This window comes from Paracoccus sp. 08 (assembly GCF_024105395.1).
GTDB classification, from domain to species: Bacteria; Pseudomonadota; Alphaproteobacteria; order Rhodobacterales; family Rhodobacteraceae; genus Paracoccus; species Paracoccus marcusii.
Genome location: NZ_WEKR01000002.1, coordinates 82829 through 103018, shown reverse-complemented (window position 1 = coordinate 103018; position 20190 = coordinate 82829). Strand labels below are relative to the sequence as shown.

Sequence of the window (20190 nt, the reverse complement as noted above, 5' to 3'; positions counted from 1 at the left end):
TCAGGAGGTGATTCGCATGATGCAGGTTCACGCGACCACGGTCGCGCTTGACGGGGGTGGACTTGTCATTCTGGGACCGTCCGGATCCGGCAAGTCCACCTTGGCACTGCAGCTGATGGCAGTGGGCGCGACGCTGGTCGCCGATGACCGCACCGACCTGCGCCTGTCCGCAGGCCGACTGATGGCGCAGGCGCCATTGCCGCTGCTGGGACGCATCGAGGCGCGGGGCGTGGGCATCCTTCAGGCAGAGCCGTCGGCGCCGGTCCCGGTGGCCTTGGCCTGCGACCTTGGACGCGACGAAGAGGACCGGTTGCCACAGGTGCGCCATCAAGATTGGCTGGGGGTCCGGGTTTCGCTTGTGCTGGGCCCCTATCGCCCCCATCTTTACGCTGCATTGCGGCAGCTGATGCTGGGCCGACGGCTGGCATGACCGCGCGCGCAGCGCCATAGGGAAGGACGCATGGACCACGACGCCATCGAACCCGCGGCCCAACGGCTGGTGCTGGTCACCGGGCCGTCCGGGGCAGGGCGATCGACCGCCATCAACGTGCTGGAGGATCTGGGCTTCGAGGCGATCGACAACCTGCCCTTGTCGCTCATCCCGCGTCTGCTGGACGGACCCGCGCGTCCGACGCCGTTGGCCTTGGGGCTGGACGTGCGCAATCGCGACTTTTCCGCCTTCAACGTGATCGAGCTGATCGACCGACTGACGCGCCTTCCCGGCTATGCGCCCGAGGTGCTGTATCTTGACTGCGATGCCGATACCCTGGTCCGCCGCTACAGCGAGACGCGCCGCCGCCACCCGTTGGCCCCCGACGAAGCGCCAATGGCCGGGGTCCTGGCCGAGATTGACCTGCTTGCACCGATCCGCGTGCGGGCCGATGTGCTTGTCGATACGACCGAACTGTCGCCCCATGACCTCAAGGCCGAGCTGACGCGGTGGTTCGACGTGCGCCCCGACCGGCGGCTCAGCGTGTCGCTGCACTCCTTCAGCTACAAACGCGGGGTGCCTCGGGGCCTGGACCTGATGTTCGACTGTCGGTTCCTGGCCAACCCGCACTGGAACCCGGACCTGCGGCCGCTGGACGGTCGTGACGACCGCGTGCAGGCGCATGTCGCCGCCGATCCGCGATTCGCCGAATTTTTCCAGCGGACCCGGGATCTGGTCGAATTTCTTCTGCCCGCCCATATGGACGAGGGCAAATCGCACCTGGCGGTCGGTTTCGGCTGTACCGGGGGACAGCATCGTTCCGTCACTTTGGTGGAAAAGATGGCCCGGGCGCTTGCAGATGCGGGCTGGCCGGTGTCAATAAGGCACAGGGAACTGGAGCGTCGGGGCATGACGCTGCAGTCTGGTGCGGACGCATCGCCTGCGGGCGAGGCTCGCGCGTCGCAAAGGCAGGCGTCATGAGGTTTGGGGTGTTTTGGAAGTCTTCTGGGCTTGGTGAGGCGCGTTGATCGGTATTGTCATAGTGGCGCATGGGGGATTGGCCCGAGAGTATCTCTCGGCCGTCGAACATGTCGTGGGCCCGCAGGTCGGCATCGCCGCCGTCGCGATCGAGGATGATCACGACCGCGCGGCCAAGACCGCCGAGATCAAGGCGGCCGCGGATGCGGTCGATCTGGGCGACGGCGTCGTCCTGGTGACCGATCTGTTCGGCGGGTCTCCCTCGAACCTGTCCCTGCCGGCCTGCGCGGTGCAGGACCGCACCATCCTCTACGGCGCGAACCTGCCGATGCTGGTCAAGCTGGCCAAGTCGCGGCATCTCAGCGTGCCGGTCGCGGTGGGCTTTGCCAAGGACGCGGGGCGCAAGTACATCAATTCCTACAACGTCCCGCCCGAGGCCGCGCTGGACAGCGGGCGGTATCCGCGATGACCGATGCGATCACCCGCGACCTGTCGATCATCAACGTCAAGGGCCTGCACGCCCGGGCCAGCGCCAAGTTCGTGGACGTGGTCGAACGCCATGACGCGCAGGCACGGGTCGAAAAGGACGGCATGGCCGTCTCTGGCGACAGCATCATGGGTCTGCTGATGCTGACCGCCCCGCGCGGCAGCCAGATCCGCGTGACGACCTCCGGCCCCGAGGCGCAGGCCTTGGCGGACGCGCTGGAGGCGCTTGTGGGGGACTATTTCGGCGAAGGCATGTAGTGCCCGCGCCCGTCACCCCCGACCGCAAGTCCTATCACCACGGCAACCTGCGCCAGGCCCTGGTCGAGGCGACCGCCGATCTGGTCCAGGAGCAGGGCCCGCAGGCTTTCACCCTGACCGAGGCCGCGCGCCGCGCCGGCGTGTCCCCAGCCGCCCCCTATCGCCACTTCAAGGGCCGCGACGACCTGCTGGAGGAGGTCGCGCGCCAAGGCTTCATCGAATTCGCCGCCCGGCTGGAGGCCGCATTCGACGGTGGCCGTCCGCGACCGCTGACCGCGTTCCTGCGCATGGGCCAGACCTATCTGGACTTTGCCGCCGAACGGCCCGGTTACTACATGGCGATGTTCGAAAGCGGCATCTCTGTGGTGGGCAATGTCGACTTGGCGGCCGCCTCTGCGCGGGCGCAGGGCGTGCTTGTGACCGCGGCCGAGGCGATGGCCGCCCGCCTGCCCGAAGACCGCCGTCCGCCCGCCCGCATGGTGGCCAACCACATCTGGGCGCTGAGCCACGGCGTGGTCGAACTGTTCGGCCGCGGCAAGCCCGGCTGCCGCAGCCCGGTCGAGCCGTCCGAGATGCTGGAAAGCGGGGCGCTGATCTATCTGCGCGGGCTTGGACTGATCCAGGACTGAATTGTTGCACGGCGATCTTGACGGAACCCTCCGCGCCGCCCATCTATGTAAATGTAATTCACATTAACATAGGGAGATACCACAGATGACCATCGCAACCCCCGTGCTTCGCCCGGCGACGACCCAGCAGCGCATCACCGATGTGCTGGCCCGTGGTCGCGACTGGCTGGATGCGCGCGGTCGCCCCGCCTGGCTTGTCGCCATGGTGCTGGGTTTCATCTTTGTCTGGCCCGTGGGCCTGGCCCTTCTGGGCTACATGATCTGGAGCAAACGCATGTTCGGATGCAGCAAACGCACCGCCGCCCCCCGCTATTCCGCGCCGTCGACCGGCAACAGCGCCTTCGACGCCTATCGCGCCGAGACGCTGAAGCGGCTGGAGGATGAGCATCGCGAATTCATCGACTTCCTGGCCAAGCTGCGCGAGGCCAAGGACAAGGCGGAATTCGATCAGTTCATGGAAAAGCGCGACGCCAAAACCGACGCGTAAGCAGATCGGGGGCCGGGTGACCGGCCCCCGATCCTATTCGCCACGGGGAAACCGCTGGTTTTCCTCCAGCACGTTCAGGTCCATGTGGTTGCGCATGTAGCGTTCGGACGCACGCTGCAGCGGCTGGTGGTCCCATGGATAATAGGCCCCATTGCGCAACGCCTCGTACACGATCCAGCGGCGGGCCTGCGAATGACGCACCTGCGCGTCATAGGCCGACAGGTCCCACCGCTGCGCCGCCTGTGCACGTAGCTCGGAGAGGACCGCCGCATTGGCCGGATCGCCGGCCAGGTTCACGCGCTCTGCCGGGTCGTTGTCCAGATCGAACAGCATTTCGGGATCGGCGTCGCAGGCGATGTATTTCCAGCGCCCGTCGCGCAGGGCGACCATGGGTGCGATGCTGCCTTCGGCTGCATACTCCATCGGCACCGGACCGCGCGGCGCGCCTCGCGCCAGCGACCGGCCATCGGTCCAGGGCGCGATCTCGTCCATCGGAAGGCCCGCCAGGTCGCACAGCGTCGGCAGCACGTCGATGGTGCTGACCGGCTGGTCGACACGTCCCGGCGCCATGCCCGGCGCGGCGATCATCAGCGGCACCCGGGCCGAGCCTTCGAAGAAGTTCATCTTGAACCACAGCCCGCGTTCGCCCAGCATCTCGCCGTGGTCGGACAGGAACAGGATGATCGTGTCCTGCTGACGCGTCGCCTCCAGCACGTCCAGGATCTGGCCGATCTTGTCATCGACATAGCTGATATTGGCGAAATAGCCCTGCCGCGCGCGGCGGATATGATCGTCGGTGATCTCCAGCCCGCGCCAGTCGCACGCATCCATCAGGCGCTGCGAATGCGGGTCCTGCTGGTCATAGGGGATCGGCCGCGGCGGCTCCAGTTCCGGGATGCCGTCGTACAGGTCCCAGTACTTGCGCCGCGCCACGAACGGGTCGTGGGGGTGGGTAAAGCTGACGGTCAGGCACCACGGCCGATCGTCGGCCCCGCGTGCCAGATCGTACAGCTTGCGCGTCGCGTGATGGGCGACCTCGTCGTCATATTCCAGCTGATTGGTGATCTCGGCCACGCCCGCGCCCGTGACGGATCCAAGATTGTGGTACCACCAGTCGATCCGTTCCCCCGGCTTGCGGTAATCCGGGGTCCAGCCGAAATCGGCGGGATAGATGTCGGTGGTCAGACGCTCCTCGAAGCCGTGCAGCTGGTCAGGGCCGACGAAGTGCATCTTTCCCGACAGGCAGGTGTGGTACCCCGCCCGGCGCAGGTGATGCGCATAGGTCGGGATGTCGGACGCGAATTCCGCCGCGTTGTCATAGACCCGCGTGCGGCTTGGCAACTGGCCCGACATGAAGCTGGCCCGCCCCGGCGCGCAAAGCGGGCTGCCGGTATAGGTGTTCGCGAACCGGGTCGACCGTTCGGCCAGTCGCCGCAGGTTCGGGGTGTGCAGGAAAGCGGCGGGGCCGTCGGGGAAAAGAACCCCCGACAGCTGATCCGCCATGAAGATCAGGATATTGGGTTTCACGGGCTGTTATCCGGCGACGGCGGCCTGCACGGCATCCAGGCCGGGCTGCCCGTCCAGCGTGGTGACGCCGTCCAGCCAGGGACCCATCGCATCGGGATTGGCGGCCAGCCACTCGCGCGCCGCGTCCTGCGCGTCGGCGCCGTCGTCCAGGATCGCGCCCATCAGCTGGTTCTCCATCGACACGTCGAAGACCAGCTGGCTGAACAGCCGCGCTACATTGGGGCACATTTCGGCCCATTCGCTGCGGGCAAGGGTGTGGACGGTCGCACCGCCGAAATCGGGGCCGAACTGTTCGTCGCCGCCCGACAGATAGGTGATCTCGATCGCCTCGTTCATCGGGTGGGGCGCCCAGGCCAGGAAGACGGTGGGCGTGTCGGCATTGCGGGTGACCTGCGCCAGCATCGCCTGTTCACCGCTCTCGACCAGCTCCCAATCGCCCAGGCCGAACAGGTCGGCATCGATCATGCCCTGGATGTTCTGGTTCGCGGGGGCGCCGGGTTCGATGCCATAGATCTTGCCCTCGAACGCGTCGCGATGGGCGTCCAGATCGGCGAAATCCGCGACGCCGAGGGCCGCGGCGGCGGGGTTCACGGCCAAGGTGAACTTGGCGCCCTCCAGGTTCTGCGCCAGCTCGGTCACGCCGCCATCGGCGTCCAGATCCTCGCGGAACGCGGCCTGCGCCGGCATCCAGTTGCCCAGGAACACGTCGGTCTGCGCGCCCTTCAGCGCCTCATAGCCGACGGGAACGGACAGGGTGGCGATGTTCGGGGCGTAGCCCAGGGCCTCCAGCACGACCGCCGCGACGCCGTTCGTCGCGGTGATGTCCGTCCAGCCCGGATCGGACAGGCGCACGGTGCCGCATTCGGCAGGATCGGCGGCATGGGCAGGCAGGGCGGCCACGCCCAGAAGCAGGGCGGCAAGGATGGGCTTGGTCATGGGTCTCTCCTGTCGGTGTGAAGATCTGCCCTCATGCTGGGCAGATTCTCAGGGCGCGCCCGCCTGAATGCGACAGTCAGCGCGTCGGAACTGGTGTATCGCCGCGATAATCATAAAAGCCGCGGCCCGTCTTGCGGCCCAGCCAACCGGCCTCGACATATTTCGTCAACAACGGGCAGGGGCGGTATTTCGTGTCGGCCAAGCCGTCATGCAGCACGTTCATGATCGCCAGGCAGGTGTCCAGGCCGATGAAATCGGCCAGCTCCAGCGGGCCCATCGGGTGGTTGGTGCCCAGCTTCATCGCGCTGTCGATGCTGCTGACCGATCCGACGCCCTCGTAAAGCGTATAGACCGCCTCGTTGATCATCGGCATCAGGATGCGGTTCACGATGAAGGCGGGGAAATCCTCTGCGGTGGCCGATGTCTTGCCCAGCTTCTCGACGACGGCGTGCAGTTCGCGATAGGTGGCCTCGTCCGTGGCGATGCCGCGGATCAGCTCGACCAGCTGCATCACGGGAACGGGGTTCATGAAGTGGAACCCCATGAATTTTTCGGGCCGGTCGGTGCGCGAGGCCAGCCGCGTGATCGAGATCGACGATGTGTTCGACGTCAGGATCGTCTCGGGCTTCAGGTGCGGGACCAGGTCCTCGAAGATCGCCTGCTTCACCGTCTCGCGTTCGGTCGCGGCCTCGATCACCAGGTCGCATTGGCCCAGGTCCGACAGCTTCAGCGTCGTGCGGATATGGCCCATGGCGGTCGCCTTGACCTCAGCGGTGATCTTGTCGCGGGCGACCTGACGTTCCAGGTTGCGGTCGATCAGGGCGATGGCCTTGTTCAGCGCATCCTGGCTGATGTCGGTCAGCAGCACGTCATAGCCCGCCACCGCAAAGACATGCGCGATGCCGTTGCCCATCTGACCTGCGCCGATCACGCCAACCGATTGAACTGTCATGCCTGCATCCCCTGTTCCGACGCCGGGACGATAGGGCGGGGCGGGACATGCTGCAATGCAAAACCGCCCCCCGTCGCCGGGGGGCGGTCCGTGGCAATCCTTGTGCGGGATTACAGCTTTTCGGTCAGTTCCGGGACGATGGTGAACAGATCGCCCACCAGGCCGTAATCGGCGACCTGGAAGATCGGCGCTTCCTCGTCCTTGTTGATGGCCACGATGACCTTGCTGTCCTTCATGCCGGCCAGGTGCTGGATCGCACCGGAAATGCCGACCGCGACGTAGAGCGCGGGCGCCACGACCTTGCCGGTCTGGCCCACCTGCCAGTCGTTCGGGGCATAGCCCGAATCGACCGCCGCGCGCGATGCGCCGACGGCGGCGCCCAGCTTGTCGGCCAGCTGTTCGATCATCACGAACTGCTCCTTGGAGCCCAGGGCGCGCCCGCCCGACACGACACGTCCGGCCGAGGTCAGCTCGGGGCGGTCGTTCTGGGCGACCTCGTCGTTCAGCCATTTCGACAGGGCCGGATCGTCCGCCAGCGTGGCGTCGGACACGGGCGCCGCGGGACCTTCGCCGGCCGCGTCAAAGCTGGCCACGCGGATGGTCATGACCTTCTTGCTGTCGGCCGAGGTGATCGTCTGGATGGCGTTGCCGGCATAGACCGGACGCTCGAACGTGTCGGCGTCGATCACGGCGGAGACGTCCGACATCACCATCACGTCCAGCAGGGCCGCGACACGCGGCATGACGTTCTTGGCATCCGTGGTGGCGGGGGCCGCGATGTGGCTGTAATCGCCCGCCAGCGCCACGATCAGCGCGGCGGTCGGTTCGGCCAGCCGGTGGCCGTAACGCGCATCCTCGGCGACCAGCACCTTGGAGACGCCGGCGATGGTCGCCGCCTGATCGGCCGCCGCACGCGCCTGCGCGCCGGCGCACAGCACGGTCACGTCGCCCAGGGCGGTGACGGCATGGACGGCCTTGGCGGTCGCATCGCGGTTCAGTTCGCCGCCGGTGACTTCGGCCAGAAGAAGAACAGCCATCACACGATCCCCGCTTCTTTGAGTTTCGACACAAGCTCGTCGACCGAGCCGACCTTGATCCCGGCCTTGCGGCCCTCGGGTTCGCGGGTCTTGACCACGGTCAGGCGTGGGGTGACGTCGACGCCGTAATCGGCGGCGGTCTTCTCCTCCAGCGGCTTCTTCTTGGCCTTCATGATGTTGGGCAGCGACGCATAGCGCGGTTCGTTCAGGCGCAGGTCGGCGGTCACGATGGCGGGCAGCTTGACCTCGATGGTCTGCAGGCCGCCATCGACCTCGCGGGTGACATGGGCCTCGTCGCCCGCGATCTCCAGCTTGCTGGCAAAGGTCGCCTGGCTCCAGCCGAGCAGGGCCGACAGCATCTGGCCGGTCGCGTTCATGTCGTTGTCGATCGCCTGCTTGCCGGCGATGACCAGCTGCGGCTGTTCGGCATCGACGATCGCCTTGAGGATCTTGGCGACGGCCAGCGGTTCGATGTCCTGATGCACGTCATCGGCGGCGACGACCAGGATGGCGCGGTCCGCCCCCATGGCCAGCGCAGTGCGCAGGGTTTCGGCAGCCTGCTTGACGCCGATGCTGACGGCCACGATCTCGGTGGCCGCGCCCTTTTCCTTCAGGCGGATGGCTTCTTCGACGGCGATCTCGTCGAAGGGGTTCATCGACATCTTCACGTTGGCCAGATCGACACCCGATCCGTCCGCCTTCACGCGGGCCTTCACGTTATAGTCGATCACGCGCTTGACTGGCACGAGGACTTTCATCGGCCTCTCTCCCTTTGTTTGCGTCATCTGTCGCAGGATTGTTAGACAGGGAAATCCGGCAAGGACAGGGCAAAAGCGTCACAGGACGCAGCGTTTGCGGCGACGCCCCCGTCAGCGGCTGGCGCCCGGCACCCACAGGATATCGTCCGCGCCGTCGTTGTTGGCCACGCGGCCCGCGACGAACAACCAGTCCGACAGCCGGTTCAGATAGCGGATCGCACTGGCGTTCACGTCGCCCCCCGCCAGCAGTTCGGTGGCGCGGCGTTCCGCCCGGCGCGCCACCGTCCGCGACAAGTGCAGATGCGCAGCCAGCGCGCTGCCACCGGGCAGGATGAAGCTGCGCAGCGGCGCGATGTTGGCGTTCATCGCGTCGATCTCGGCCTCGAGGCGGTCGATCTGGGCGTCGATGATGCGCAGGACCTGATAGCCCGCCTGATCGTCCGCGGCCATGTTCGGGCGCGACAGGTCGGCGCCCAGGTCGAACAGGTCGTTCTGGATCACGGCGATGCGTTCGGCCAGATCGCCCGTCGCATGCTGGCGGCACAGGCCCAGCGTCGCGTTCAGTTCGTCGACGGTGCCGTACGCTTCGACACGGGGGTCGTGCTTGGCCACGCGGCTGCCGTCGGACAGGGCGGTGTCGCCCTTGTCGCCGGTGCGGGTATAGATCTTGTTCAGAACGACCATCAAATCGACCTCAGCCACAGAAACAGCATCAGGATGACCAGCGCGGCGGCCTGGGCATACAGCCGCCAGCGCATCATGCGGTTGCCATGCTTGCGGTTGAAATCGCCGCCTTTGGCAAAGCCGCCGATCCCCGTCAGCAGGATCGCGATGACGACCCCGACGGACAGGATCGTGACAAGGAACAGGGATTGATCGGGCATGGGGGACACCGCCTTTCGGCCGCCAACCTAGTTGCGCCGCGCAAACCAGTCCAGAGCGCGGGTCGGCAGAACCCGCCGCGCGACCCCGGAAATGCGCGTCGGCGCCGTGACATAGTAGCGCGGGGCGGGATTCGCCGCCGTCAGTGCGGTCAGGATGCGGTCGCTGACCGCGCGCGGCGGCAGCTCGAACCGGTCCTTGCCCGAGGGCTCATAGAGACGCTTGAGCAGGCTGGCGCGGTACTGGTCGGCGCGCGGGCTGGCCTGCCAGTTCACCCACCGCTCGAAATGCGGGATGGCGTTTTCGCGAATGCGGCTGGTGATGGGCCCCGGCTCGATCAGGGTGACGTGGATGCCGGTGCCGTGCATCTCGAGGCGCAGCACGTCGGTCAGCCCCTCCAGCGCGAATTTCGTGGCCACATAGGGGCCGCGCCACGGGATGCCGACCAGCCCCAGGACCGAACTGATGGTGACGATCCGCCCCGCACCGCGGTCGCGGAAATGCGGGATCAGCCGGGTGGTCAGGTCATGCGTGCCAAGCAAATTGACCTCGAAGATGGAGCGCAGGGCGCCGCGGGGCATGTCCTCGACCGCGCCAGGCAGGGCGAACGCCGCGTTGTTGACCAGCACGTCGATCGGACCGCCGGCCAGCGCGGCCTGGGCGCAGGCGGCGACGCTGTCCTCGGACGCAAGGTCCAGGGGCAGGCACTCCATCCCTTCGGCCTGCCGGGCGGCGATGTCCGCGGGGGTGCGGCAGGTGGCCACGACCTGCCAGCCCTGCGCCTGCAGGTGACGCGCGGCGTCCAGGCCGATGCCCGACGAACAGCCGGTGATCAGCACGCGCCTCATGGGGCGTCTGACGTCAGGAACTGGGCCGAGACGAATCCCTGCCGGCCTTCGGCCGTCTGCACCTGCACCCATTCGCCGCCCGTCGGTCCCAAGGCCTGCACCGCCGATCCGCCGGTCAGGCTGGCCACGACCGGATTGTCGGTGCCCGCGCCTGCGCGCATGTTCACCCGGTCGGCCGTGACATACAGCACCGGCCCGTCGGCAGGCACCACCTGCGCGGCCTCCGGTGTGGCCCCCGCATATTCGGGCGACGGTTCCAACGGCGGACCGGGAAAGCGCTGCGCGGGGGCGGTCAGCGACGGCGCGCCCGCATCGGTCGCGGCGCTGGCCCGCGTTGCCGGTTCCGGCCTGCGTTCGGTCCGCAGGTCGCCTTGGCCAAACCGGTCCAGCGTCATGAACACGCCCAGCAGCGTCACCAGCATCAGCAGTCCCAGCCTGATCATTGCGCCCGTCCCCCGTTGCGGCCATCGGATTAACCGATTTGATCGCCCAACGCCACGCGGACGGCAGCGTTCCCGGCCAGCTTTTCGATCTGGACCGGGCGGGCCATGGGGCCTATCCAAGGCGCATGGCCGACGATCTGATCCCCCAGCCCGAACAGGGCACCTCTTCCGAACCCCTCAGCCGTGCGATCGGCGAGCGGTACCTGACCTATGCGCTGTCCACGATCATGCACCGCGCGCTGCCCGATGCCCGCGACGGGCTGAAGCCGGTGCACCGCCGCATCCTCTATGCGATGCGCGAACTGCGCCTGGCGCCCAACGGGGCGTTCCGAAAGTCGGCCAAGATCACCGGCGACGTGATGGGCAATTATCACCCGCATGGCGACGCCGCGATCTATGACGCGATGGCCCGCTTGGCCCAGGATTTCGCCATGCGCTATCCGCTGGTGGACGGGCAGGGGAACTTTGGCAACATCGACGGCGACAACCCTGCCGCTGCGCGATACACCGAGGCCCGCCTGGCCGCGACGTCCGAGGCGCTGATGGATGGCCTGGCCGAGGATTCGGTCGATTTCCGCCCCAACTATGACGGCACGCTGAGCGAGCCGGTCGTGCTGCCCTCGGCCTTTCCGAACCTGCTGGCCAACGGTGCGTCGGGGATCGCGGTCGGCATGGCCACCAACATCCCCCCCCACAACCTGCACGAGGTCGTGGACGCCTGCCTGCATCTGATCAAGACGCCCGACGCGCGCGACGACACGCTGGCGACCCTGATCAAAGGGCCCGATTTCCCGACCGGCGGCGTGCTGGTCGAATCGGCGGACAGCATCGCCGAGACCTATCGCACCGGGCGCGGCGCGTTCCGCCTGCGCGCGCGCTGGACGCAGGAGGATCTGGGCCGCGGGCTGTGGCAGATCGTCGTCACCGAGATTCCCTATCAGGTGCAGAAATCCAAGCTGATCGAACGGCTGGCCGAACTGATCCAGACGCGCAAGATTCCGATCTTTGCCGATGTGCGCGACGAATCCGCCGAGGACGTGCGCATCGTCATCGAACCGCGTGCCCGCACCGTCGACCCCGAACAGCTGATGGGCGCGCTGTTCCGCGCCAGCGACCTGGAGATCCGGTTCAACCTGAACATGAACGTGCTGATCGACGGCCGCGTGCCCAAGGTCTGCTCGCTCAAGGAGGTCCTGCGCGCGTTCCTGGACCACCGCCGCGACGTTCTTGTACGCCGCGCGGCCTATCGTCTGGACAAGATCGCGTCGCGCCTGGAGGTGCTGGAAGGCTATCTGGTTGCCTATCTGAACCTGGACCGCGTGATCGAGATCATTCGGACTGAGGACGAGCCCAAGGCCGTGATGATGGCAGAGTTCGGCCTGAACGACGTGCAGGTCGAGGCGATCCTGAACATGCGCCTGCGCGCCTTGCGCAAGCTTGAGGAGATCGAGCTGCGCGCCGAACGCGACGCCCTGTTGACCGAACGCGAAGGGCTTCAGGCGATGCTGGACAGCGAGGCCGCGCAATGGGCGCGCATCGCGGACCAGCTGAAGGAGGTGCGCAACCTGTTCGGCAAGTCGCGCCCCGAGGGTCAGCGCCGCACCACGATCAGCGAGGCCACCGAGATGCCCGTGATCGACCTGGAGGCCATGATCGAGCGTGAGCCGGTGACCGTGGTCCTGTCGAAGATGGGCTGGATCCGCACCCTGAAGGGCCACCAGCCGCTGGACGCCGAACTGAAGTTCAAGGACGGCGACGGCCCCGGTCAGGCGCTGCATGCCGAGACGACCGACAAGCTGATGATATTCGCGTCGAACGGGCGGTTCTACACCCTTCCGGTCAACACGCTGCCCGGCGGTCGCGGGATGGGAGAACCTTTGCGCCTGATGGTCGATCTGCCCAACGAGGCACAGGTCATCGCCATGTTCCCCTGGCGCGAGGGGGCAAAGTATCTGGTGGCATCTCGGGCGGGCGACGGGTTCATCGTGGGCGCGGGGGACATCCTGGCTCAGACCAAGACCGGGAAGCAGGTCCTGAATGGCGACGCGCTGCTGTGTCGTCCGGTATCGGGCGACCACGTCGCCGTGGTTGGCGAAAACCGAAAGATGCTGGTCTTTCCCTTGGCCGAACTGCCCGAGATGGCACGCGGCAAGGGCGTGCGGCTGCAGCGCTTTGGCAAGGGCGGCGGGCTGGTCAAGGCTGATGAGCTGGTCGATGCGATCTGCCTGACGCTGGCGCAGGGCCTGTCCTGGCCCATGACCGGCGGCAAGACCCGGACCGAACCGGACCTGACCGAATGGCTGGGCAAGCGGGGCAGTGCCGGCCGAATGGCGCCGCGCGGTTTCCCGCGCGACAACCGTTTTGCCTGAAGCGGCACCCCTCGCGACGCCGAGACGTGCCGCGAGGGTCCAAGGCGGTTGAGCTGCCCGGAAGGGTCGCTCAGAGCCCGCCGCCGCCGACGGACCCGAAATATTCGCCGGTGATATAGCTGGCCTCGTCCGAGGCCAGCAGCACATAGATCGGCGCGATCTCAACCGGCTGCCCGGGGCGACCCAAGGGTTGGCTTGCGCCATGTTCCTTTGCCTTGTCGGTCGGCTGGCCGCCGCTGATCTGCAGCGCGGTCCAGTAGGGGCCGGGACAGACCGCATTCACGCGGATGCCGCGCGGGGCCAGCTGTTTCGCCAGCGACTGCGCGAATGCCACGTTCGCGGCCTTGGACTGCGCATAGTCGAACAGATGCGCCGACCCCGAGAACGCCTGCACCGAAGAGGTGATGATGATCGATGCGCCCGCATCCATGTGGGGCAGCGCGGCCCGCGTCACCCAGAAGGGCGCATAGATGTTGGTCTTCATCGTGGCGTCGAAATCCTCGGTCGTCAGGTCCTCCAGCTTTTCACAGAACTGCTGGCGACCGGCATTGTTGACCAGGATGTCCAGCCCGCCCAGCTGGGACACGGCGCTCTCGACCATCTCCTTGCAGAAACCCTCGTCGCGCAGGTCGCCCGGAACGGCGACGGCCACGCGGCCCTCCGCCTCGATCAGCGAGATGACCGCGTCGGCATCGGCCTGTTCGTCGGGCAGATAGCAGATGGCGACGTCCGCACCCTCGCGGGCAAAGGCGATCGCTGCCGCGGCGCCGATGCCGCTGTCGCCGCCGGTGATCAAGGCGCGCTTGCCCGACAGGCGGCCTGCGCCGCGGTAGCTGGTCTCGCCATGGTCGGGCAGGGGGTCCATCTTCTGGGCCAGGCCGGGAAAGGGTTGCTCCTGCGCCGGGAAATCGGGGACGGGAAGGCGCGGCTCGGCGATGGCGCCACTGCGGAACGGGGGACGGGCGGGGGTGTCGGACATCTGTGGCCTCATGCGTTTGCGGTTCGCAGGCCAACCGCACAGCACGGCGAATGTTCCGGTCCGTCCAGGGCAAGAAAGATCAACCGCGCATGAAAAAGCCGCCGCCCCGATGGGACGGCGGCGATGGTCGGCGCGGTCTCAGGCGCCGTTGTAAAGCGGCATCACGCCCGCCTCGGCATGGACGGCGTTGACGGTGGCGCGGTCCAGCTTCATCGCGGTTGCCAAGTCGTTCAGGTACCGGGCCTCGGCCTCGCTGTCGAAGTCGATCGCCAGCAGCGACATCAGATAGACCTGACGCTCCATCCCTTCGGGGACCTCGCGGGCAAGGCCCGCTGCATCGACGGGCGCGGCCATCTGGTCGCGGATGAACTGGCGTTCGTCATCGTCCAGATCATCGCCCAGATGACCCAGCAGGCGCTGGCGTTCGGTATCGTCGACATGGCCGTCGGACTTGGCCGCCTGGATCATCGCGCGCAGCATCAGCCCGGCGATGGCATTCTGTTCCGGCGTGGGCGCGACCTGCGGTTCGCCGTCATGGGCCAGCGCATCGTCGAACAGGGCACCAAAGGTGGCGTTGTTCTTTTCCTGCGATCCCTTCGTGGCCAGGTGGCCCGCCGCACTGCCCGCGGCCGCGCCGCCCAAGAGGCCGCCCAGCATTCCGCCCAGGCTGCCGCTACCCATGCTGCTGCCGCCGCGCTGGCCGCCCAGCTTGTCCAGCAGGCCGCCAAGCGAACCGCTGCCCGTCCCGGTGCCGCCGCCAAGGGCACGGCCCAGCATCTGGTTCAGGCTGCCGCCCGACGTACCGCCGGTGTTGTTGCCCAGAAGGTTGTCCAGCAGGCCGCCGCTGGCCTTGCGCTGGCCGGGACGCCCGCCATGCTGGTTGTTCATCATCGTGCCGATCCCCTTGGCCAGCATCACGCCGGCGGCGACCTTGGTCAGGCTTCTCATCAGGCTCATGCGAATCCCCCTTGTGGATGGGCGCGGACCTGATGGCCCGGCGCCTTGCGCTGCCAAACGATATGGGTCGCCCGGCGGTTCCTGCAAAGAGGCGGGCAGGCGCCCCGACCCCGACATGATTAGCCACGGCACGCAAGCCCGCCCTTGATTTCCCCGCGCGCGCCTTATACATCGCGGCGCACGTCAATCCGGGGCCCTTTCAGCCATGCCCCGCGGATCCAGGAGGCCCACATGGCAAAGGCAAAGTTTGAACGGAACAAACCGCACGTCAACATCGGCACGATCGGCCACGTTGACCAYGGCAAGACGACGCTGACGGCGGCCATCACGAAGTACTTCGGCGAATTCCGCGCCTAYGACCAGATCGACGGCGCGCCCGAAGAGAAGGCCCGCGGGATCACGATCTCGACCGCGCACGTGGAATACGAATCCGAGACGCGCCACTATGCGCATGTCGACTGCCCGGGCCACGCCGACTACGTCAAGAACATGATCACCGGTGCCGCCCAGATGGACGGCGCGATCCTGGTCGTGAACGCCGCCGACGGCCCGATGCCSCAGACGCGCGAGCACATCCTGCTGGGTCGCCAGGTGGGCATCCCCTACATGGTCGTCTACCTGAACAAGGTCGACCAGGTGGATGACGAGGAACTGCTGGAACTGGTCGAGATGGAAGTCCGCGAGCTGCTGAGCTCGTACGACTATCCGGGCGACGACATCCCGATCATCAAGGGTTCGGCGCTGGCAGCCATGGAAGGCCGCGACAACGCCATCGGCGAGGATTCGATCCGCGCGCTGATCGCCGCCGTCGACGAGTACATCCCGACCCCCGAGCGTGCGATCGACCAGCCGTTCCTGCTGCCGATCGAGGACGTGTTCTCGATCTCGGGCCGCGGCACCGTGGTCACCGGCCGCATCGAGCGCGGCGCGGTCAACGTGGGCGACGAACTGGAGATCGTGGGCATCCGCGACACCAAGAAGACCACCTGCACGGGCGTCGAGATGTTCCGCAAGCTGCTGGACCGCGGTGAGGCCGGCGACAACGTGGGCGTCCTGCTGCGCGGCATCGACCGTGACGGCGTCGAGCGCGGCCAGGTCCTGGTCAAGCCGAAGTCGGTCACCCCGCACACCCAGTTCGAGGCCGAGGCCTACATCCTGACCAAGGAAGAGGGCGGCCGCCACACGCCGTTCTTCGCGAACTACCGCCCGCAGTTCTACTTCCGGACCACGGACGTCACCGGCACCGTCAAGCTGCCCGAGGGCACCGAGATGGTGATGCCCGGCGACAACCTGAAGTTCGAGGTCGAACTGATCGCCCCGATCGCGATGGAAGAGAAGCTGCGCTTCGCCATCCGCGAAGGCGGCCGCACCGTCGGCGCAGGCGTCGTCTCCAAGATCATCAAGTGATCCAAGGCCCGAACGGGCCAAGGAATGCTGATGCTGCCGGATGATCCTTTCGGGGATATCGCGGCGGACAGGGCCACCCTTCGGGGTGGCCCTTGTCGTTTGCAGTCGGCGACGGTGCCAATATGGATGACATGACCAAAAAGTCGCGTTGACCGACGCGGGGCTGCACGCGAGACTGCAGGCCAGGAACAGGACAAGATCAAGCTGATGTGCCAGATCTTTGCCGGGCAGCACCCGGACCGCTACGAGACCGTCACCCGCCGTTTGCGCCTGAACGGCCAGTCGACATCGATCCGGCTGGAGCGCGCATTCTGGTGCATCCTGGACCGCATCGCCGCCCGCGAAGGCGTGACGACGCCCGCCTTCATCTCCAAGCTGCACGCCGAAGTGCTGGAGCTGCACGGAGAGGCGCGGAACTTCACCTCGCTGCTGCGCTGCGCCTGCACGATCTATCTGGGCGACGACGACGTCGCCCCGGCCATCGCCGCAGAGTGACGCGAATATTTTCGCTGTAGTAATCCGATACTACCCGGCCCGTCCCCAAGTCCCTAGCCTCGATCAGGCAAGACACGTGCAGGGAGGGCCAGATGGCCAAGTACATCCACTCGATGATCCGCGTTCTGGACGAGGCGGCCTCGGTCGATTTCTATGACCGCTGCTTTGGACTGAAGGTGGCCGAGCGGCTGGATTTCGAGAAATTCACGCTGATCTACCTGTCCAATGGTGAAAGCGGGACCGAGCTGGAGCTGACCGTCAACAAGGGCCGAACCGAGCCCTATGACCTGGGCGACGGCTATGGGCACGTGGCCTTTTCGGTCGACGATGTCGACGCGACCCACGCCCGGTTGGAGGAGACCGGCTTTGCCCCCCGCAAGCTGGTCGATTTCGCGCCGGGCGGCGAGGTGATCGCCCGCTTCTTCTTCATCAAGGACCCGGACGGATACGAGATCGAGGTCCTGCAGCGGGGCGGCCGCTACAGCTGATCAGCCTGCCGCGCCCTTGGGAGGGGGCGCGGGACCACATCAAGGGAGGAGGAACCCATGTCTGAACCAACGACCAAGGGCCTGACCCGTCGGGCGCTGCTGTCGCGGGCCGTGGCAGTCGGCGCGCTGGCAGTGGCCGGCGCAGGCTTCATCGCGGCACCCGATGCGGCCTGGGCCGTCGAGGTGACCGCGATCAGCGAGCACGAGATGGCCACGCTGCTGCAGATGGCCCGCGACATCTATCCGCATGACCGCGTGGGCGACCGTTTCTATGCGATCGCGATCAAGGGATACGACACCGCCGAGAACCAGCCCATGGTGGCCGAGGGCATCGCCGCGCTGGACGCCGCCGCGCAGGCGGCCGGGCATGACGACTATGTCTCGATCGGGTGGGAGCAGGACCGCGTGGCGATCCTGCGCGGGATGGAGGACAGCGCGTTCTTCCAGACCGTCCGGGGCGGGCTGGTGACCGGTCTCTACAACCAGAAAGAGGTCTGGCCGATCTTCGGCTATGAGGGAGAGAGCTTCTCCCAGGGCGGCTACATCTATCGTGGCTTTGACGACATCGACTGGCTGTAAGGGGGCGGATCATGGCTACGGCAGCGAAATTCGAACTGACCGACGACAGCGTGGTCGTCATCATCGGCACCGGCGCGGGCGGCGGCGTGCTGGCCAACGAACTGGCGCAGAAGGGCGTCAAGGTCGTGGCGCTGGAGGCGGGCGGGCGCTATCTGCCCGAAGACTATATCAACGACGAATGGGAAAGTTTTGGCCAGTTGGCCTGGACCGACCCGCGCACGACCAGCGGCGACTGGCGCGTGGCCAAGGATTTCAGCGGCTTGCCCGCCTGGATTGTCAAGGCGGTCGGCGGCACCACGACCCATTGGGCGGGCGCCTCGATCCGGTTCCAGGAGCATGAATGGAAGGCCCTGACCACCTATGGCGCGGTCGAGGGGGCGAACCTGCTGGACTGGCCCATCGACGCGGCCGAGATGGCGCCGTGGTACGAGAAGGCCGAGGCCAAGCTGGCCGTCACCCGGACCGGCGACTTTCCGGGCCTGCCCGGCAGCAACAACTACAAGGTGTTCGAGGCGGGGGCCAAGGCCATCGGCTATACCGAGGTCTCGACCGGGCGCATGGCGATCAACAGCATCGACAACGACGAACGGCCGGCCTGCCAGCAGACGGGGTTCTGTTTCCAGGGCTGCAAATGGGGCGCAAAGTGGTCGGCCGCCTACACCGACATCCCCAAGGGCGAGGCGACCGGCAACCTTGAGGTCCGCGACCACGCCCATGTGGCCCGCATCCTGCACAACGACCAGGGCCGCGTGACCGGGGTCGAGTATTTCGACAAGGACGGCGCCCTGCAGTTCCAGGCCGCGCGCATCGTCGCGGTGGCGGGCAACAGCTTCGAGAGCCCGCGGCTGCTGCTGAATTCCGCCAGCGAGATGTTCCCCGACGGTCTGGCCAACAGCAGCGGTCAGGTGGGACGCAACTACATGCGCCATACGACCGGGTCGGTCTATGGCATCTTCGAAAAACCCGTGCGCATGTGGCGGGGCACGACCATGGCCGGCATCATGCAGGACGAGGCGCGTCACGATCCCTCCCGCGGCTTCGTCGGCGGATACGAGCTGGAGACCCTGTCCTTGGGCTTGCCCTTCATGGCGGCCTTCCTAGACCCCGGCCGGTGGGGGCGAGAGTTCACGACCGCCTTGGACCAGTACGAATACATGGCCGGGCTGTGGATCGTCGGAGAGGACATGCCGCAGGAGACGAACCGCGTCACCCTGTCGGACACGGTCGACAAGTTCGGCTTGAAGGTCGCCAACGTGAATTTCAGCGACCATCCCAACGACGTGGCGATGCGCAATCACGCCTATGAGCGGGGGCAGGCGATGTACCGGGCGATGGGGGCCACGCGGACCCTGCCGACGCCACCCTATCCGTCCACGCACAACCTTGGGACCAACCGCATGTCGGAGCGGCCGGAGGACGGCGTGGTCAACAAATGGGGGCAGACGCACGACATCGCGAACCTGTTCGTGTCCGATGGCAGTCAGTTCACGACGGGTGCGGCGGAAAACCCCACCCTGACCATCGTCGCGCTGGCGATCCGTCAGGCCGACCATATCGCCAAGGAAATGGCCGCGGGCACGATCTGAGGAAAGACGACCGCCCGGGGATGTCCTCCGGGCGGTCGTGGTGGATCAGCCGTTGGCGGCCTTCTGGTTAACGCCGCCCTCGGCGATGCGGGTCATGTGCTTGTCGCCGTCGCGGGTGCTCTCCAGGCATTCCTGCAGAACGCCGCCATCGGCATCCAGATCCAGGCGGTTGGCAAAGCTGCGCACGCAGCCATAGCCCGCGATCGCGTAATGGGTCAGGCGCTGATACTGGGTGATGATGGCCGCGTCGCGGACGTCGTCATCACCGAAGTCGGCCTGCAGCGCGTGCTTGCGGGCCTCGGTCACCAGACCTTCCATGCCCTTGCAGTGCTCTCCGGTGGGGTCGACGCCGTGCTGGCTGCACAGGGTCGCCAGATGCTCCATGCCGCGGGCGATGCCTTCGTTGCCTGCGATCAGAGCCTCGGCCAGTTCGCGCGACTTGGCGACGCGACCCATCTCGGTCACGACGGGCATGGACTGCTTGCAGGCGGAATACAGGTCCTGCAGCTGGTCCAGATACAGGTCCTTGAGGGAATTCATGGTCATGATACGGCCTTTCTGATGGTGCTGGATGACCAACGATCCCCGGCCCGCCCCGTTCCATCGCGATGGCAAAGATCGCCCCTGCGCGCTTGACTTTGCGGGCCGTCCGGGTCAGCACTGCGGCCCCTTCAGCAGC

Annotated in this window: 24 protein-coding genes; 12 read left to right on the top strand and 12 right to left on the bottom strand. The window is 66.7% G+C overall.

Annotation, left to right across the window (positions count from 1 at the left end):
- The first annotated feature begins 16 nt into the window (after nucleotides 1–16).
- The 6 genes from GBO37_RS00970 to GBO37_RS00945 all read left to right on the top strand — a co-directional run bounded on the left by GBO37_RS00970 (nucleotide 17) and on the right by GBO37_RS00945 (nucleotide 3268).
- Nucleotides 17–430: an HPr kinase/phosphorylase gene (locus GBO37_RS00970; protein WP_252926557.1), complete on the top strand. Its 414-nt coding sequence runs from the start codon at nucleotides 17–19 to the stop codon at nucleotides 428–430.
- A 30-nt stretch (nucleotides 431–460) separates the two neighbouring features.
- Complete coding sequence (gene rapZ, locus GBO37_RS00965; protein ID WP_252926555.1) at nucleotides 461–1411, top strand: RNase adapter RapZ; 951 nt, start codon at nucleotides 461–463, stop codon at nucleotides 1409–1411.
- A gap of 43 nt (nucleotides 1412–1454) precedes the next feature.
- A complete protein-coding gene (locus GBO37_RS00960) occupies nucleotides 1455–1877 on the top strand; it encodes a PTS sugar transporter subunit IIA (protein ID WP_045982754.1) in 423 nt (140 codons plus the stop codon).
- Nucleotides 1874–2152, top strand: a complete 279-nt coding sequence (locus GBO37_RS00955) for an HPr family phosphocarrier protein (RefSeq protein ID WP_127897938.1) — start codon at nucleotides 1874–1876, stop codon at nucleotides 2150–2152. The genes GBO37_RS00960 and GBO37_RS00955 overlap by 4 nt, the downstream gene beginning before the upstream one ends.
- Nucleotides 2152–2781 (top strand): TetR/AcrR family transcriptional regulator, encoded by a 630-nt coding sequence (locus GBO37_RS00950; protein WP_045982756.1) that lies wholly within the window; start codon nucleotides 2152–2154, stop codon nucleotides 2779–2781. The genes GBO37_RS00955 and GBO37_RS00950 overlap by 1 nt, the downstream gene beginning before the upstream one ends.
- A gap of 85 nt (nucleotides 2782–2866) precedes the next feature.
- Nucleotides 2867–3268 carry a DUF2852 domain-containing protein gene (locus GBO37_RS00945; protein ID WP_052714837.1) on the top strand — a complete coding sequence of 134 codons (402 nt, stop codon included), beginning with the start codon at nucleotides 2867–2869 and terminating at the stop codon, nucleotides 3266–3268.
- Between the two features lie 33 nt (nucleotides 3269–3301).
- Here the strand turns inward: GBO37_RS00945 and betC are convergent, their stop codons facing one another.
- From betC to GBO37_RS00900, 9 genes are all read right to left on the bottom strand, one after another.
- Nucleotides 3302–4795, bottom strand: coding sequence for a choline-sulfatase (gene betC, locus GBO37_RS00940; RefSeq protein ID WP_371927442.1), 1494 nt, complete (start codon nucleotides 4793–4795; stop codon nucleotides 3302–3304).
- A gap of 6 nt (nucleotides 4796–4801) precedes the next feature.
- On the bottom strand, nucleotides 4802–5731 hold the full coding sequence (gene choX / locus GBO37_RS00935; RefSeq protein WP_252926553.1) for a choline ABC transporter substrate-binding protein: 930 nt from the start codon (nucleotides 5729–5731) through the stop codon (nucleotides 4802–4804).
- A 76-nt stretch (nucleotides 5732–5807) separates the two neighbouring features.
- Complete coding sequence (locus GBO37_RS00930) at nucleotides 5808–6683, bottom strand: 3-hydroxybutyryl-CoA dehydrogenase (RefSeq protein ID WP_045982758.1); 876 nt, start codon at nucleotides 6681–6683, stop codon at nucleotides 5808–5810.
- 110 nt (nucleotides 6684–6793) lie between these two features.
- Entirely contained in the window at nucleotides 6794–7720 is a 927-nt protein-coding gene (locus GBO37_RS00925) for an electron transfer flavoprotein subunit alpha/FixB family protein (protein WP_127897939.1), read from the bottom strand.
- Complete coding sequence (locus tag GBO37_RS00920; RefSeq protein ID WP_252926550.1) at nucleotides 7720–8478, bottom strand: electron transfer flavoprotein subunit beta/FixA family protein; 759 nt, start codon at nucleotides 8476–8478, stop codon at nucleotides 7720–7722. Before GBO37_RS00920 ends, GBO37_RS00925 begins: the two co-directional genes overlap by 1 nt.
- A gap of 111 nt (nucleotides 8479–8589) precedes the next feature.
- On the bottom strand, nucleotides 8590–9162 hold the full coding sequence (locus tag GBO37_RS00915) for a cob(I)yrinic acid a,c-diamide adenosyltransferase (protein ID WP_252926549.1): 573 nt from the start codon (nucleotides 9160–9162) through the stop codon (nucleotides 8590–8592).
- Nucleotides 9162–9362, bottom strand: a complete 201-nt coding sequence (locus tag GBO37_RS00910; protein ID WP_045982762.1) for a twin transmembrane helix small protein — start codon at nucleotides 9360–9362, stop codon at nucleotides 9162–9164. The genes GBO37_RS00915 and GBO37_RS00910 overlap by 1 nt, the downstream gene beginning before the upstream one ends.
- Nucleotides 9363–9389: 27 nt before the next feature.
- On the bottom strand, nucleotides 9390–10208 hold the full coding sequence (locus GBO37_RS00905; protein ID WP_252926548.1) for an SDR family NAD(P)-dependent oxidoreductase: 819 nt from the start codon (nucleotides 10206–10208) through the stop codon (nucleotides 9390–9392).
- Nucleotides 10205–10651: an SH3 domain-containing protein gene (locus GBO37_RS00900; RefSeq protein WP_252926547.1), complete on the bottom strand. Its 447-nt coding sequence runs from the start codon at nucleotides 10649–10651 to the stop codon at nucleotides 10205–10207. Before GBO37_RS00900 ends, GBO37_RS00905 begins: the two co-directional genes overlap by 4 nt.
- A gap of 125 nt (nucleotides 10652–10776) precedes the next feature.
- Between GBO37_RS00900 and parC the strand changes: the two genes are divergently transcribed.
- Nucleotides 10777–13020, top strand: a complete 2244-nt coding sequence (gene parC / locus GBO37_RS00895; RefSeq protein WP_252926594.1) for a DNA topoisomerase IV subunit A — start codon at nucleotides 10777–10779, stop codon at nucleotides 13018–13020.
- Between the two features lie 70 nt (nucleotides 13021–13090).
- Here parC and GBO37_RS00890 read toward each other — a convergent pair whose 3' ends face one another.
- Nucleotides 13091–13999, bottom strand: a complete 909-nt coding sequence (locus GBO37_RS00890) for an SDR family oxidoreductase (RefSeq protein WP_217844790.1) — start codon at nucleotides 13997–13999, stop codon at nucleotides 13091–13093.
- A 138-nt stretch (nucleotides 14000–14137) separates the two neighbouring features.
- A complete protein-coding gene (locus tag GBO37_RS00885) occupies nucleotides 14138–14956 on the bottom strand; it encodes a DUF533 domain-containing protein (RefSeq protein WP_252926546.1) in 819 nt (272 codons plus the stop codon).
- Between the two features lie 231 nt (nucleotides 14957–15187).
- On the opposite strand from GBO37_RS00885, the gene tuf reads away from it, so the two are divergent.
- From tuf to GBO37_RS00860, 5 genes are all read left to right on the top strand, one after another.
- Nucleotides 15188–16363, top strand: coding sequence for an elongation factor Tu (tuf, locus tag GBO37_RS00880; RefSeq protein WP_045983513.1), 1176 nt, complete (start codon nucleotides 15188–15190; stop codon nucleotides 16361–16363).
- Nucleotides 16364–16570: 207 nt separating this feature from the next.
- Nucleotides 16571–16858: a ribbon-helix-helix domain-containing protein gene (locus GBO37_RS00875; protein ID WP_252926545.1), complete on the top strand. Its 288-nt coding sequence runs from the start codon at nucleotides 16571–16573 to the stop codon at nucleotides 16856–16858.
- A 92-nt stretch (nucleotides 16859–16950) separates the two neighbouring features.
- Nucleotides 16951–17346 (top strand): VOC family protein, encoded by a 396-nt coding sequence (locus tag GBO37_RS00870; protein WP_127899136.1) that lies wholly within the window; start codon nucleotides 16951–16953, stop codon nucleotides 17344–17346.
- 57 nt (nucleotides 17347–17403) lie between these two features.
- Entirely contained in the window at nucleotides 17404–17925 is a 522-nt protein-coding gene (locus GBO37_RS00865) for a Twin-arginine translocation pathway signal (protein WP_217845438.1), read from the top strand.
- Between the two features lie 11 nt (nucleotides 17926–17936).
- Complete coding sequence (locus GBO37_RS00860; RefSeq protein ID WP_194886447.1) at nucleotides 17937–19511, top strand: GMC family oxidoreductase; 1575 nt, start codon at nucleotides 17937–17939, stop codon at nucleotides 19509–19511.
- 45 nt (nucleotides 19512–19556) lie between these two features.
- On the opposite strand, the gene GBO37_RS00855 is transcribed toward GBO37_RS00860, so the two are convergent.
- On the bottom strand, nucleotides 19557–20057 hold the full coding sequence (locus GBO37_RS00855; protein ID WP_046001347.1) for a ferritin-like domain-containing protein: 501 nt from the start codon (nucleotides 20055–20057) through the stop codon (nucleotides 19557–19559).
- Nucleotides 20058–20190 lie beyond the last annotated feature (133 nt).

Excerpts from the sequence above, each read along its gene's own strand:
- GBO37_RS00855 (WP_046001347.1), bottom strand. The coding sequence starts at position 20,057 with ATGACCATGAATTCCCTCAAGGACCTGTATCTGGACCAGCTGCAGGAC.
- GBO37_RS00945 (WP_052714837.1), top strand. The coding sequence starts at position 2,867 with ATGACCATCGCAACCCCCGTGCTTCGCCCGGCGACGACCCAGCAGCGC.
- GBO37_RS00925 (WP_127897939.1), bottom strand. The coding sequence starts at position 7,720 with ATGGCTGTTCTTCTTCTGGCCGAAGTCACCGGCGGCGAACTGAACCGC.
- GBO37_RS00890 (WP_217844790.1), bottom strand. The coding sequence starts at position 13,999 with ATGTCCGACACCCCCGCCCGTCCCCCGTTCCGCAGTGGCGCCATCGCC.
- parC (WP_252926594.1), top strand. The coding sequence starts at position 10,777 with ATGGCCGACGATCTGATCCCCCAGCCCGAACAGGGCACCTCTTCCGAA.
- rapZ (WP_252926555.1), top strand. The coding sequence starts at position 461 with ATGGACCACGACGCCATCGAACCCGCGGCCCAACGGCTGGTGCTGGTC.
- choX (WP_252926553.1), bottom strand. The coding sequence starts at position 5,731 with ATGACCAAGCCCATCCTTGCCGCCCTGCTTCTGGGCGTGGCCGCCCTG.
- GBO37_RS00970 (WP_252926557.1), top strand. The coding sequence starts at position 17 with ATGATGCAGGTTCACGCGACCACGGTCGCGCTTGACGGGGGTGGACTT.
- GBO37_RS00885 (WP_252926546.1), bottom strand. The coding sequence starts at position 14,956 with ATGAGCCTGATGAGAAGCCTGACCAAGGTCGCCGCCGGCGTGATGCTG.
- GBO37_RS00930 (WP_045982758.1), bottom strand. The coding sequence starts at position 6,683 with ATGACAGTTCAATCGGTTGGCGTGATCGGCGCAGGTCAGATGGGCAAC.
- GBO37_RS00920 (WP_252926550.1), bottom strand. The coding sequence starts at position 8,478 with ATGAAAGTCCTCGTGCCAGTCAAGCGCGTGATCGACTATAACGTGAAG.
- GBO37_RS00910 (WP_045982762.1), bottom strand. The coding sequence starts at position 9,362 with ATGCCCGATCAATCCCTGTTCCTTGTCACGATCCTGTCCGTCGGGGTC.
- GBO37_RS00915 (WP_252926549.1), bottom strand. The coding sequence starts at position 9,162 with ATGGTCGTTCTGAACAAGATCTATACCCGCACCGGCGACAAGGGCGAC.
- GBO37_RS00955 (WP_127897938.1), top strand. The coding sequence starts at position 1,874 with ATGACCGATGCGATCACCCGCGACCTGTCGATCATCAACGTCAAGGGC.
- GBO37_RS00905 (WP_252926548.1), bottom strand. The coding sequence starts at position 10,208 with ATGAGGCGCGTGCTGATCACCGGCTGTTCGTCGGGCATCGGCCTGGAC.
- GBO37_RS00870 (WP_127899136.1), top strand. The coding sequence starts at position 16,951 with ATGGCCAAGTACATCCACTCGATGATCCGCGTTCTGGACGAGGCGGCC.
- GBO37_RS00860 (WP_194886447.1), top strand. The coding sequence starts at position 17,937 with ATGGCTACGGCAGCGAAATTCGAACTGACCGACGACAGCGTGGTCGTC.
- GBO37_RS00900 (WP_252926547.1), bottom strand. The coding sequence starts at position 10,651 with ATGATCAGGCTGGGACTGCTGATGCTGGTGACGCTGCTGGGCGTGTTC.
- GBO37_RS00875 (WP_252926545.1), top strand. The coding sequence starts at position 16,571 with ATGTGCCAGATCTTTGCCGGGCAGCACCCGGACCGCTACGAGACCGTC.
- GBO37_RS00865 (WP_217845438.1), top strand. The coding sequence starts at position 17,404 with ATGTCTGAACCAACGACCAAGGGCCTGACCCGTCGGGCGCTGCTGTCG.